Annotated in this window: 10 protein-coding genes; 4 read left to right on the forward strand and 6 right to left on the reverse strand. The window is 68.1% G+C overall.

What is annotated here, in order from left to right; translation table 11 throughout:
• The 6 genes from BLV63_RS10940 to BLV63_RS10965 all read right to left on the reverse strand — a co-directional run bounded on the left by BLV63_RS10940 (nucleotide 1) and on the right by BLV63_RS10965 (nucleotide 8,853).
• Complete coding sequence (locus tag BLV63_RS10940) at nucleotides 1–816, reverse strand: ComEA family DNA-binding protein (RefSeq protein WP_066212630.1); 816 nt, start codon at nucleotides 814–816, stop codon at nucleotides 1–3.
• A 48-nt stretch (nucleotides 817–864) separates the two neighbouring features.
• The gene (locus tag BLV63_RS10945) at nucleotides 865–1,893 is read right to left on the reverse strand and encodes a DegV family protein (protein ID WP_082724072.1); all 1,029 of its coding nucleotides are present in this window, start codon (nucleotides 1,891–1,893) and stop codon (nucleotides 865–867) included.
• A gap of 10 nt (nucleotides 1,894–1,903) precedes the next feature.
• Nucleotides 1,904–4,414, reverse strand: coding sequence for a leucine--tRNA ligase (leuS, locus tag BLV63_RS10950; RefSeq protein ID WP_066212633.1), 2,511 nt, complete (start codon nucleotides 4,412–4,414; stop codon nucleotides 1,904–1,906).
• 323 nt (nucleotides 4,415–4,737) lie between these two features.
• Nucleotides 4,738–6,252, reverse strand: coding sequence for a glycerol kinase GlpK (glpK, locus tag BLV63_RS10955; protein ID WP_066212634.1), 1,515 nt, complete (start codon nucleotides 6,250–6,252; stop codon nucleotides 4,738–4,740).
• A gap of 27 nt (nucleotides 6,253–6,279) precedes the next feature.
• Complete coding sequence (locus BLV63_RS10960) at nucleotides 6,280–7,029, reverse strand: MIP/aquaporin family protein (RefSeq protein ID WP_066212638.1); 750 nt, start codon at nucleotides 7,027–7,029, stop codon at nucleotides 6,280–6,282.
• A gap of 66 nt (nucleotides 7,030–7,095) precedes the next feature.
• Nucleotides 7,096–8,853 carry a glycerol-3-phosphate dehydrogenase/oxidase gene (locus tag BLV63_RS10965; protein ID WP_066212640.1) on the reverse strand — a complete coding sequence of 586 codons (1,758 nt, stop codon included), beginning with the start codon at nucleotides 8,851–8,853 and terminating at the stop codon, nucleotides 7,096–7,098.
• 120 nt (nucleotides 8,854–8,973) lie between these two features.
• Between BLV63_RS10965 and BLV63_RS10970 the strand changes: the two genes are divergently transcribed.
• The 4 genes from BLV63_RS10970 to BLV63_RS10985 are packed head-to-tail and all read left to right on the forward strand — an operon-like array spanning nucleotide 8,974 to nucleotide 12,817.
• Nucleotides 8,974–9,918 (forward strand): sugar-binding transcriptional regulator, encoded by a 945-nt coding sequence (locus tag BLV63_RS10970; RefSeq protein WP_066212643.1) that lies wholly within the window; start codon nucleotides 8,974–8,976, stop codon nucleotides 9,916–9,918.
• A gap of 48 nt (nucleotides 9,919–9,966) precedes the next feature.
• Nucleotides 9,967–10,803 carry an aldo/keto reductase gene (locus BLV63_RS10975; protein WP_066212645.1) on the forward strand — a complete coding sequence of 279 codons (837 nt, stop codon included), beginning with the start codon at nucleotides 9,967–9,969 and terminating at the stop codon, nucleotides 10,801–10,803.
• Nucleotides 10,803–11,735 (forward strand): alpha/beta fold hydrolase, encoded by a 933-nt coding sequence (locus BLV63_RS10980; protein WP_066212649.1) that lies wholly within the window; start codon nucleotides 10,803–10,805, stop codon nucleotides 11,733–11,735. Before BLV63_RS10975 ends, BLV63_RS10980 begins: the two co-directional genes overlap by 1 nt.
• On the forward strand, nucleotides 11,732–12,817 hold the full coding sequence (locus BLV63_RS10985; protein WP_066212652.1) for a glycosyltransferase family 4 protein: 1,086 nt from the start codon (nucleotides 11,732–11,734) through the stop codon (nucleotides 12,815–12,817). The genes BLV63_RS10980 and BLV63_RS10985 overlap by 4 nt, the downstream gene beginning before the upstream one ends.
• Nucleotides 12,818–12,839 lie beyond the last annotated feature (22 nt).

The raw sequence follows: 12,839 nt of genomic DNA on the forward strand, positions 1-12,839 counted from the left end.
TCAGCCGTCGAGCACGATCAGAGGCGTCAGCTGTTCGAGAAGCCGCGGTCCGATACCGTCCACCGCGTCAAGGTCTTCGATCTTCGTGAATGCTCCGTGCTGCTCCCGCCACGCGATCATCCGGTCCGCGAGCACCTTGCCGACGCGCGGCAAGGTCATGAGCTGCTCCTCGGAGGCTGTGTTGAGGTGCACGGGGGCCGGCCGGCTGCCACCGGGCTGATCGGAACTTCCGGTCCCGCCGGTCAGCCCTGCGCTCCCGACCTGGCCCGTACCGGACCCCGCCACCGTTTCGCCATGCTGCGGAACACGGACCTTATGACCGTCCTGGAGCGGTTCCGCGAGGTTCAGGGCGTCCAGCTCCGCCGTGTCCAATGCGCCGCCGGCCTTCTCGATGGCCTGGAACACCCGTGCGCCGGCGGTCAGCCGGACAATGCCAGGGTGCTTGACCGCGCCGGAGACATGCACGACGATCGGGGCGGATGAACTGGCAGAGGCCGGGGTTTCTGCGCCCGAGGGCCGGACCGATGGCGCGGGCCGGAGGGGCGCCACGGTGCCGTGCGCCACGGAGGGAGGTTCCGGGACCGACTGGCCCGGCGCTGCGGCCGTGACCGCCCACCAGGCGCTCAGGAGCGCGACGACGCACAGCGCCGTCGTCGTCAGGGCCCTGAGACTGATCCGCCAGCGGAAGCGGCCACGGCGGTGGAGCCTCCTGCGGTCGGCGAGGGTGAGCGCCGGCTCCGGAGAGGCCGGATCGGAGACCTCGGACGGCTCTGGAAGGATCCGTTCCAGGCGCCCCTGCGCATCGGACGATGTCATATCCCGACGTTACGGCGGCCCATGCCCGTGGAACGGACGCGAAATGGCTTATGCGGACAACTCCCGCGGGGGCAGCTGTGCACTGACGATCGCCAGAACCCCGAGCCCGACATGGGCGGCCAGCACGGGCGGGAGGGTGCTGATCACCACGGGAGGCGCGGCCGGGAAGGCCTCCGCCAGGCGGCCGGCCAGCTCCGAGGCGGCCTGGTGCGAGCCGAAATGATGGACCGCGAGTCCAAGGGATTCCTCGGGGATGCTCGTCGCCGCGGCACCCGCCAGGTCCTCCAGCCGGGCCCGCGCCCGCGCCGCGGAGCGGACCCTTTCCACCGGGACCACTTTGCCCCCGGCGATGCCGAGGATCGGCTTGATGGCCAGCACGGTGCCCAGCCAGGAGGCCGCATTGCCGATCCTGCCGCCCCTGCGAAGCTGCTCCAGAGAGGGGACGTAGAAGTGGACGGCGCTGCCGGCCAGGGACGCTTCGGCACCGGCCGCCACGAGTTCCAGGGGCGCTCCCTGGCCGGCCAGCCCACAGGCGGTCTGCACGGCGAAACCCTGGCACATGGCGGCGGTCCGGGAGTCGAGCACCTGCACCGGGATCCCGCACTCGGCGGCCGCGATGCGCGCGGCGTCGACGGTTCCCGAGAGCTCCGCGGAAAGGTGCACGGACAGGATGGCCGAATACCCGGCGGCCTCGAGCTCCCGATAAGCCGCGGCCAGGGTGGCCGGCGAAGGCCGTGAGGTGCGGACCGTCTCGCCCATCGCCAGAGCCAGGCTGAGCCGCTCCGCAACCCGCTCTTCACCCTCGGCGAGATCCGCCGAAGAGTAGATCTCCTCCCCCACCATCACCGGCATGGGCACGTGCCGGAACCAGTCCGGCGCCTGGTCCAGCCACGCTTGCGGAAGAGCAGCCGCGGAATCGGTCACGACGGCGACCCGCACCGGCGGCGCGGCGGACTTCCGGGCGCGCCCGGCACGGCCCTCCGCACGTCCGCCCTTGAAACCCGACGAGCCGAGGGCACGGAGAGCCTCGAGACGCTCCAGCAAGCGTCCCCAGGTCCCGGCCCCCGGCTCCGGCATGTCGTCCTGCCTAGGCGGGGACGATGTTCACGAGCTTGGGTGCCCGCACGATGATGGTCCGGATGTCCCGCCCATCGAGGATCCGCTGGACGTTCTCCGAGGCCAGCGCCAGCTCGCGCAGGGCGTCCTCGGTGATGTCGGCCGGAACCTCCAGGCGGTCGCGGACCTTGCCCTGGACCTGGACGACGGCGGTCGCCGTGTCCTGCACCAGGAGGGCCGGGTCGAAGGCCGGCCACGCGGCGTTCGCCACGAACGGCTCACGGCCCAGCAGGCTCCACATGTCCTCCGCCGTGTACGGCGCGAAGAGGGAGAGGATGACGGCCACGGTCTCGGTGGCCTCGCGCACGGCGGGATCCGCGGCGCCGGCCCCGGAGTCGATCGCCTTGCGGGTCGCGTTGACGAGTTCCATGAGGCGGGCGACCACCACGTTGAACTTGTTCGCGGCCAGCAGGTCCTCGGCGTCGGCGATGGTCCGGTGCGTCACGGCGCGCAGAGCCTTGTCGCCCTGCTCCGGGGCGGCGCCGGGCTCGCTGGTGACGTCCTGCGCGAGGCGCCAGGCGCGGGCCAGGAACTTCGCGGAGCCGGACGGCGAGACGTCCGCCCAGTCGACGTCGTCCTCCGGCGGGGAGGCGAACACCATGGTGAGGCGCACGGCGTCGACACCGAACTTGTCGAGCTGCTCGCTCAGGTCCACACCATTGCCCAGGGACTTGCTCATGGCCTTGCCGCCGTTGAGCACCTGTCCCTGGTTCAGGAGCGCGGTGAACGGCTCGGTGGTCTCCAGCATGCCCAGGTCGTGGATGACCTTGGTGAAGAAGCGGGAGTACAGCAGGTGCAGGATGGCGTGCTCGACGCCGCCGACGTACTGTCCCACCGGCATCCAGGTGTTGACGGCCTCCGGGTCGAAGGGACCCTCGGTGTAGTCCGGCGAGGTGAACCGCAGGAAGTACCAGGACGAGTCCACGAAGGTGTCCATGGTGTCGCTGTCCCGGCGCGCCGGCCCCCCGCAGGAGGGGCAGGTGACGTTGACCCATGCCTCGGCCGCGGCCAGAGGCGACGTCCCCTTGGGCGCCAGGTCCTCACCGCGCAGATCGTCCGGCAGACGGACCGGCAGATCCTCGTCCGGCACGGGCACCTCACCGCAGGATTCGCAGTGGATGATCGGGATCGGGGTGCCCCAGAAACGCTGACGGCTCAGCAGCCAGTCGCGCAGGCGGAAGTTCACGTAGCCCTCACCGGTGCCCAGGCGCTCCAGGATCGCGATGGCGGCCGGAATGGCTTCGGCCTTGCTCAGGCCGTCCAGCTCACCGGAGTTGATGAGCGTGCCTTCGCCGGTCGCCGCGACGCCGGTCTCCGCCGGGTCCTCCTCGCCGGTCTCCAGCACGGGGCGGACGGGGATGCCGAACGCCTTGGAGAAGTCCAGGTCGCGCTGGTCGTGCGCGGGCACGGCCATGATCGCGCCCGTGCCGTAGTCGGCCAGGACGTAGTCGGCGGCCCACACGGGCAGCTTCTCGCCATTGAGCGGGTTGATCGCGTAGCGGCCCGTGAACACACCGGTCTTGGGACGCTCGGTGGACTGACGCTCGATCTCGGACAGAGCCTTGACCTGCTCACGGTAGGCGTCCAGGGCCTCCGCGTGCTCCGGCGCGACCAGCTCGACCGCCAGATCGGAGTCCGCGGCCACGACGAAGAAGGTGGCGCCGTACAGCGTGTCCGGACGGGTGGTGAAGACCGTGGTCTCGCGCTCGGGCTTGTCCCCCGCCGCTTCGATCACGAAGCGGACGTGGGCGCCTTCGGAGCGGCCGATCCAGTTCTTCTGCATGGCCAGCACACGCTCGGGCCAGTGGCCCTCCAACTGGTCCATGTCATCGAGCAGACGCTGCGCGTAATCGGTGATCTTGAAGTACCACTGGTTCAGGGACTTCTTCGTCACCGGGGTGCCGCACCGTTCGCAGGCGCCGTTCACGACCTGTTCGTTGGCCAGGACCGTCTGGTCCTTCGGGCACCAGTTGACGGGCGAGTCCTTGCGGTAGGCCAGGCCCTTTTCGTAGAAGCGCTTGAACAGCCACTGGGTCCAGCGGTAGTACTCGGGGTCCGAGGTCTGCAGACGACGGGTCCAGTCCGCGGAGATGGCGTACCGCTTGAAGGACGCCGCCTGGGTGTCGATGTTGGTGTAGGTCCACTCGCTCGGGTGAGCGTTGCGCTTGATGGCCGCGTTCTCGGCCGGGAGGCCGAAGGAGTCCCAGCCGATGGGGTGCAGGACGTCGTAACCCTTCAGGCGCCAGTACCGGGACACCACGTCACCCATGGCGAAGGCCTCGGCGTGACCCATGTGGAGGTCGCCGGACGGGTACGGGAACATGTCCAGGACGTAGCGGCGTTCGCGCGATCCGTCGTCGAGGGGGGCGAACTGGGGGTTCTCCTCCCAGGCCTTGGCCCACACGGCCTCGATGGCGGCGAAGTCATAGCCACGCTCGCGCGCGGACTCACCGCCCACGGTCTGTTCAGCTTCTACGCTCACTCTTTGCTCTCTCACCTTCGGCGCTCCGGCATCGTTCCAGCCACGCTCATCCACTCCACACACACAAAAGCCCCTCAACCCGCGACGACAGCCCGGCTGTCGGAAGGGTTCAAGGGGCGGCCGTCCACATCGGAACACCACGTCGGAAGTGTGCGCGGACGTGGCGCCGAGGGACGGCTAGCTAAGCAGAAGGATTGCGTGCATACCCTCCACTTTACCGCACGGTTCCACCCCGCTGCGCGGCAAGGCCTTCCGCCCCACGGAAGAGGCCGCGCACCACCCCTGCGGGCGATGCGCGGCCTCTCTCCGTCGTGACGGAGGACCTACTTGACGTCCTCGTCGACCCAGTCCATGGACTTGGTCACGGCCTTCTTCCAGAGGCGCAGCTGACGGTCACGCTCTTCGGCGTCCATCTGCGGCTCCCAGCGCTTGTCCTCGCCCCAGTTGGCGGACAGCTCGCCGAGGTCCTTCCAGAAGCCGACGGCGAGGCCGGCCGCGTAGGCGGCGCCCAGCGCGGTCGTCTCGGTGACCTTCGGACGCACCACGGGCACGCCCAGGATGTCGGCCTGGAACTGCATGAGGGCCTCGTTGGCCACCATGCCGCCGTCGACCTTGAGCTCCGTCAGCGGCACGCCGGAGTCGGCGTTGACCGCGTCCAGGACCTCACGAGTCTGGAAAGCGGTCGACTCGAGCGCGGCACGGGCGATGTGGCCCTTGTTGACGTAGCGGGTCAGACCGACGATCGCACCGCGGGCGTCCGCACGCCAGTACGGGGCGAACAGGCCGGAGAACGCCGGCACGATGTACGCGCCACCGTTGTCCTCGACCGAAGCCGCCAGCTGCTCCACCTCGGGAGCGGTGGAGATCATGCCGAGGTTGTCACGCAGCCACTGGATCAGCGAACCCGCGACCGCGATGGAGCCTTCCAGCGCGTAGTGCGCCGGCTGGTCGCCCAGCTTGTACCCCAGGGTGGTCAGCAGACCGTTCTTGGAGTGCACGATCTCGGTGTCCGTGTTGAAGATCAGGAAGCAGCCCGTGCCGTAGGTGTTCTTGGCCTCGCCGGCCTGGAACGCCGCCTGACCGAAGGTCGCGGCCTGCTGGTCGCCCAGGATGCCGGCCACCGGAACTTCGCGCAGCAGCTGCGAGGTGTGCACCTGGCCGTAGACCTCGGAGGAGGACTTGATGGCCGGGAGCATGGAGGCCGGAACGCCGAAGGCGTCCAGGATGTCCTGATCCCACGCGAGGGTCTGCAGGTCCATGAACATGGTGCGGGAGGCGTTGGTGACGTCCGTGGCGTGCACGCCGCCGTCGACGCCGCCCGTCAGGTTCCACAGAACCCAGCAGTCGGTGGTGCCGAAGAGCAGATCCCCGGCCTCGGCCTTCTCGCGGGCGCCCTCGACGTTGTCGAGGATCCACTTGACCTTGGTGCCGGAGAAGTAGGTCGCCAGGGGCAGGCCCACCTTCTCCTTGAAGCGCTCGACGCCGCCGTCGGCCGCGAGCTCGTCCACGATCGACTGGGTGCGGGTGTCCTGCCACACGATGGCGTTGTAGACGGGCTCACCGGTGTTCTTGTCCCAGACCACGGCGGTCTCGCGCTGGTTGGTGATGCCGACCGCGGCGATGTCGTGGCGGGTCAGGTTCGCCTTGGACAGCGCGCTCCCGATGACCTCGCGGGTGTTGTTCCAGATCTCCTTGGCGTCGTGCTCGACCCACCCGGCGTGCGGGAAGATCTGCTCGTGCTCCATCTGACCACTGGAAACGATGTTCCCGCTGTGGTCGAAGATGATGGCACGGGAGCTCGTGGTGCCCTGGTCGATCGCGATGACGTATTCAGACATGACTTCCTCGTTCTCCTTCTCGACCGGCTACTTGGCCACAGCCGTGAACACGATGGGCAGGTGGGCCGCGAATCCGGCGAGCAGGCCGCCGATGATGGGGCCGGCGATCGGGACCCAGGCGTAGCTCCAGTCGCTGCTGCCCTTGCCCTTGATGGGGAGGACGGCGTGAGCGATGCGCGGGCCGAGGTCACGGGCCGGGTTGATGGCGTAACCGGTGGGGCCACCGAGGGAGGCGCCGATACCGACCACGAGCATCGCGACGGCGAGCGGGCCGAGTTCGTTCGGCGAACCGCCGAAGCAGAGGATCACGAACACGAGCACGAAGGTGCCGATGATCTCCGTGACCAGGTTCCAGCCGTAGTTACGGATCGCGGGTCCGGTGGAGAAGGTGCCCAGCTTGTTGGCCGGGTCCGGCTCCACGTCGAAGTGCTGCTTGTAGGCCAGCCAGCAGACGACGGCGCCGATGAAGGCGCCCAGCAGCTCCGCACCCAGGTAGGTGAAGATGGATGCTGCGTCCACGGGGATGCCGGGAACGAACTCGCTCTTACCTGACGCGACGATACCGAGCGTCACGGCGGGGTTCAGGTGAGCGCCGGACTTGGCTGCCACGAAGACACCGGCGAAGACCGCGAGGCCCCAGCCGAAGTTCACAAAGAGGAACCCGGTGTTGTTGCCCTTAGTCCCCTTTAGCGCGGTATTGGCGACAACGCCACAGCCGAGGAGGGTGAGCATTGCGGTACCGAAGACTTCCGAAAGGAAGACGATTCCAAGAGACATCATTGACTCCTTGAGAGGTGCTGAACACACCGGGCCAGCGCCCGGTGGATAAGTAGCCCCGAAGGGCTAGGCAACCAGGCTGTCCAGCTGGACCAGGTGCATACGCTCCAGGACAGTGGTCGCATGGTTGATTTCCGCCACGATTCGATCCTTGTCCCAGCCAAGCGGTTCTGACAAGACCTCGGCCGTTTCGCGGAGGAGTTCTCCCGTGACCAGGCCACGGAAAGCGAGGGAGGTGCGGCGGATGAGAACGTCCACGAGGTGGCCGATCTGCTCATGCTCCGCCATCCAGTGAAGTTCACGGACGCTCAGTTCGTGCGTGGAGTGCAGGAGGCGGTCCTCGCCCTGACCCAGGTACGCGATGACGTCGTCGGCGCGGGTGCCGTACCGGGTGAGGAGGCCGTCGACGCGCGCCGCGTCGAGCCCCGCCGCCGGGTTGAGACGCTGCTTGATCCACTGCTGCACACCGGCGTCGTCGGCCGGGAAGCCGACACCGCCGCCGATGGAGAGCTTCGCCGTGGAGACCTTGCGCTGCACGCCGATCAGGCCGAGCACTTCATCGGCCAGGTGCTCGGAGAGCGCGCGGAAGGTGGTCCACTTGCCGCCCACGAGGCTGAGCACGGTGGCGCGGACGGCGCCGAAGTCCTGCTCGCGCTTCTCGATGCGGTAGTCGCGGGAGACGAAGCCCGGCGCCGTGTCGTCGTGGCGCGGGAGCGGGCGGACGCCGGAGAAGGTGTAGACGATCTGGTCACGGCTCACGGCGATGTCCGGGAAGACGTGCGCCACGAGGTCGAAGAAGTAGTCGATCTCCTCGTCGGTGCAGACGGCGTCCTCGTTCATGTCCGCGTTGATGTCCGTGGTGCCCACGAGGACGCGGTCGCCCATCGGGTAGATGAGCACGATGCGGCCGTCTGTGTGCTCGAAGAAGATCTCGCGGCCGCCGGTGGCGGCGAGCAGCTCCGGGTGGTCCAGCACGATGTGCGATCCCTTGGTGCCGCCCATGAAGGTGGTCGGGGCGCCCAGGGCTGTGTTGCTCTGGTCCACCCACGCGCCGGTGACGTTGACCACGATGTCGGCGCTGAAGTCGAACTCCTCGCCGGTCAGCTCATCACGCAGACGCACGACGCCGGGGGCGGCCTCGGCCGGGCCGACGACGCTGAGGTAGTTGGCGGCACGGGCCTTGTCACCGCCGGCCTTGAGGCCGTCGTTGAGGACATCCAGAGTGAGGCGCTCCGGGTTGTGCACGGAGGCGTCGAAGTAGCTGGCCGCGTACTTGATGCCCGGGTTCAGGCGGGGCAGTTCCTCCAGGGCCTTGGTGCGGCCGCGGAACTGGTGGCGAGGCACGGTGCCGCCGTCGCGGGAGAAGGAGTCGTAGAGGCTCAGGCCGAGCTTGATGAGGAAGGCGCCGCGTTCCTTCGGCTTGCCCTGCTTGTGCGTGAGGAAGCGCATCGGGGCGCTCAGGATGCCGGAGAAGGTGCTGAAGATCGGGATGGTGGTCTTGAGCGGCTTCACGTAGTGAGGAGCGATCTTCATGAGGCGATTGCGCTCGACCACGGACTCCTGGACCAGGCGGAATTCACCGTTCTCCAGGTAGCGGATGCCGCCGTGGATCATGTGGGAGGACGCGCCGGAGGCGCCCTGACAGTAGTCGCCGCGCTCCACCAGGACCACGTCGACGCCCTGGAGCGCGAGGTCCCGGAAAGTGCCCACCCCGTTGATGCCTCCGCCGACGATCAGCACCTTCGCTGTCGGCCTGGCGGCGATGGCCTCGACGGCCTGGCGGGTCTGGGGGGTGTTGGCGGATGCGTTCTGCTGCGTGGACATTGCTTCTCCGGACTGGGTTTCACGTCGTTCCAGACGCCATGACGGCGTCGTCCCCACTATTCTTGGAAGGACTGAAAATTACCGTCAAGCAAAATGCACAAACGTGCAGAAGGGTGTGCCATGCGCAAGGACGGCGACGTGCTGAAGGCCGCGCAGCTCTACTACCTGCAGGATCTCACCATGGACGCGATCGCGCGGGAGCTGCGTACCTCACGGTCCACGGTCTCACGTCTCCTGGCGGCCGCGCGGGACACCGGCCTCGTGCAGATCCAGGTGCGCTCCAGCCTGGACATGGCGCCCGAGCTTGAACAATTGATCAAAAAACAATTCGGAGTGGACGCGCACGTCGTGCCCATCCCGTCGAGCGTGGGCGAGGCCGAGGCGCTCGACCGCGTGGCCCTCTACGCCGCACGGACGATCACCCCGCACGTCGACTCCAACTCCATCATCGGCGTCGCCTGGGGCGCGACCATGAGCGCCGTGAGCCGTCACCTCACCAGCCGACCCACCCACAACAGTGTGATCGTCCAGCTCAACGGCGCGGGCAACACCCACTCGACCGGCATCTCCTACTCGAGCGAGATCCTCCGCCGCTTCGGCCGGGCCTACGGCGCCAAAGTGGAGCAGTTCCCGGTGCCGGCGTTCTTCGATCATGTGGAGACGCGGGAGGCGATGTGGAAGGAACGCAGCGTGGCCCGCATGCTCGACCTCCAGTCCCGCATGACGATGGCGCTGTTCGGCGTGGGCGGGATCGACGCCGGCTACCCCAGCCACGTGTACGCCGGCGGCTACCTCGAACGGCAGGACCTCGAATCGCTCGCAGAGCATGAGGTGGTAGGCGATGTGGCCACCGTGTTCTTCCGGGCCGACGGGTCCACCGACGGCATCCCTCTCAACGCCCGCTCGACGGGGCCCAGCCACGAACAGCTGCGGCGGGCGCCCCGCCGCGTGTGCGTCGTGTCCGGACCGGGCAAGATCAACGGTCTCAAAGGGGCGCTCGCCGCCGGACTGGTCACCGAACTCATCCTGGACGAGAAGACGGCCCGGCTCCTGGTCGGCAGCTGAGCGCGAGTCCCCCGGATTCGTGGAGACACCTTCGGTAGAGTCAGGAGCATGAGTCACATCCCCTCCGTCGCCCTGAACAACGGCGTCCTGATCCCTCAGCTGGGATTCGGGCTCTACAAGGTCCCCGGGGAGGATGTCGCGGACCTGGTTCCCGCCGCCGTCGACGCCGGATACCGCCATTTCGACACCGCGGCGATGTACGGGAATGAGTTGGCCCTGGGCAGGGCCCTGGGCGCGCAGCTGGAGGACGGCAGCCTGAGCCGTGAGGACTTCTTCATCACGAGCAAGGTCTGGAACGACCAGCAGGGCTACGACGCCACGCTGCGCTCCTTCGACGACTCGATGATCGCGCTCGGGCTGGACGTTCTAGACCTCTACCTGATCCACTGGCCCGTGGCCGGCCGCGGTCTGTACCTGGAGACCTACCGTGCGCTGGAGACCCTGTACCGCGAGGGCCGGGTCCGGGCGATCGGCGTCTCCAACTTCCAGGTGGAACATCTCTCGCGGGTTCTCGAGGAACGCGACGTCGTGCCCGCCGTGAATCAGGTGGAGCTGCACCCCTGGCTCCAGCAGCGGGATCTCCGGGCCTTCCACGCTCGGCACGGCATCACGACCGAGGCCTGGAGCCCTCTCGCGCGGGGCGCGCTCCTGGAAGACCCAATCCTCGCGGACGTTGCCGCCAAGCATGGCAGGAGCGTGGCCCAGATCGCGCTGCGCTGGCAGATCCAGGAAGGGATCGTCGTCTTCCCCAAGGCCAGCTCCCCCGAACGCATCCGGCAGAACGCGGACCTCTTCGGCTTCAGCCTGGACCAGGAGGACCTGGACCGGATCGTCGGCCTCGACCGGGACTTCCGCAGCGGCTCCCACCCGGATCAGGTGAAGTGATGACCCTCCAGAACCAATCCCTGCCCGACACCACCGGATTCATCTCCCCCGCGCTCGCGGATCGGGAGCGGTCCGCCGTCGTGGAGCTGCCCGGCGGCCCCGCCCGCTACTGGGAGCATTCCGCCGTGGATCCGGACCCCGACACGAGCCGCACCATCCTGGTGATCCACGGGTTCCGCGGCGACCACCATGGCCTGCTGCGCCTGGTGGATCTGATGCCGGGTCACCGCTTCATCACCCCGGACCTGCCGGGGTTCGGCGCCTCGGAGGCGTTCCAGGACCGCGAGCATTCACTCGAGAATTACGCCCGGTTCGTGGCGGAGTTCATGGAGGCACTGGACCTGGGGCCCGACACCGTGCTCCTCGGCCATTCCTTCGGTTCTCTCGTGTGCAGCCGCTTCGTCACGCTGTATCCGGGCCGGGTCACTCCGTTGATCCTGATCAACCCCATCGCCGCGCCGGCTCTGGAAGGGCCCAAGGCCCTGCTGACCAAGCTCGCGATCGCGTATTACCGCGCCGCCGCCGCTTTGCCCGAGAAAGCCGGCCGAGCCCTCCTGGCCAATCCGGCGATCGTCCGCGTCATGAGTGTCACGATGGCCAGAACCAAGCAGAAGGACCTCCGCCGGTTCATCCACGCCCAGCACGACGCGTACTTCAGTGACTTCGCCAGCCGTGAAAGCCTGCTCGAGTCCTTCCGCGCCTCGGTCTCCGGCACCGTCACCGAAGTGGCCGACCGGATCACCCTGCCCACCCTGCTGATCGCGGGCTCGACCGATGAAGTCGCCCCGCTGCCCGCCCAGGAGAAGCTGCAGGACGTCCTGCCGGACTCGCGGCTCGTGGTGATCGACGGCGTCGGGCATCTGATCCACTACGAGACGCCGCAGGCCGCCGCCCACTCGATCGAACTCTTCCTTCAGGAGCACCCCGCATGAAACTGGTGATCGACGCCCGGTTCACCCGCACCGACCACCACGACGGCATCAGCCGCTACGGCGCCAGCCTCATCGAGGCCTGTTCCAAGGTGGCGGACGTGACCATGCTGATCAGCGACGAGCGGCAGCTCAAGCTGCTCCCGGACGTCCCGTACGTGAAGATCGGAAGCCCACTCTCTCCGCTGGAGCTCTTCGTGGCGCGCGAGGTCAACAAGCTCGGCGCGGACGTGGTCGTGTGCCCCATGCAGACCATGGGCTCCTGGGGCCGGAAGTACGGGCTCATCCTGACGCTCCACGACCTGATCTACTACGAGCACCCTGCTCCCCCGGGATTCCTTCCGGCGCCCGTCCGTTTCCTGTGGCGGCTGTACCACAAGGCGTACTGGCCGCAGCGGGTCCTGCTCAACCGGGCCGACGTCGTCGCGACCATCAGCCGGACCACGGAGTCCCTCATGGAGAAGTTCCGGCTCACCAAGCGACCGATCCGGATCGTGGGAAACGCCCCGCAGCCGGGCGCGGTCACCCGTCCGGAGGGGGTGGCACCGGTTAAGGAGCTCGTCTACATGGGCTCCTTCATGGAGTACAAGAACGTCGAGACGCTCATCCGCGGCATGGCGTCCCTGCCGGACTACACGCTCCGGCTCATGAGCCGCGTGCAGCCGGAACGACGCGCTCAGCTGGAGGCCCTCGTCCCGGACGGCGCACTGGTGGTGTTCCACAACGGCGTCACGGACGAGGAGTACGAAGACCTGCTGCGCCGCTGCACGGCCCTCGTGACACTGTCCAAGGCGGAGGGCTACGGCCTTCCGCTGGTCGAGGCGATGTCCCTGGGCACGCCCGTGGTGGTCGCCGACACCCCGATCTTCCGTGAAGTGGGCGGGGACGCCGCACACTATGTGCCGGCCGAGGACCCTGCCGCCTTCGCCTCCGCGGTGCGCTCCTTGGAGGACGACGGCGCGTGGCAGGCCGCCAGCCGCGCCTCCCTGGAGCAGGCGGCCCGGTTCTCCTGGGACCGTTCGGCGCAGGAGCTCCTGTCCGCGGCGGAGGAGGTCGTGAAGCTCCGGGGTTCACGGAACCGCTGAGTTCCGGACGGCGCTGAGATCC

Source organism: Arthrobacter woluwensis (genome assembly GCF_900105345.1).
Taxonomy (GTDB): Bacteria; Actinomycetota; Actinomycetes; order Actinomycetales; family Micrococcaceae; genus Arthrobacter_E; species Arthrobacter_E woluwensis.

Bases quoted from the DNA above. Each gene is read 5' to 3' on its own strand.
- BLV63_RS10975 (WP_066212645.1), top strand. From the start codon at position 9,967: ATGAGTCACATCCCCTCCGTCGCCCTGAACAACGGCGTCCTGATCCCT.
- BLV63_RS10965 (WP_066212640.1), bottom strand. From the start codon at position 8,853: ATGTCCACGCAGCAGAACGCATCCGCCAACACCCCCCAGACCCGCCAG.
- BLV63_RS10970 (WP_066212643.1), top strand. From the start codon at position 8,974: ATGCGCAAGGACGGCGACGTGCTGAAGGCCGCGCAGCTCTACTACCTG.
- BLV63_RS10940 (WP_066212630.1), bottom strand. From the start codon at position 816: ATGACATCGTCCGATGCGCAGGGGCGCCTGGAACGGATCCTTCCAGAG.
- BLV63_RS10960 (WP_066212638.1), bottom strand. From the start codon at position 7,029: ATGTCTCTTGGAATCGTCTTCCTTTCGGAAGTCTTCGGTACCGCAATG.
- glpK (WP_066212634.1), bottom strand. From the start codon at position 6,252: ATGTCTGAATACGTCATCGCGATCGACCAGGGCACCACGAGCTCCCGT.
- BLV63_RS10945 (WP_082724072.1), bottom strand. From the start codon at position 1,893: ATGCCGGAGCCGGGGGCCGGGACCTGGGGACGCTTGCTGGAGCGTCTC.
- BLV63_RS10985 (WP_066212652.1), top strand. From the start codon at position 11,732: ATGAAACTGGTGATCGACGCCCGGTTCACCCGCACCGACCACCACGAC.
- BLV63_RS10980 (WP_066212649.1), top strand. From the start codon at position 10,803: ATGACCCTCCAGAACCAATCCCTGCCCGACACCACCGGATTCATCTCC.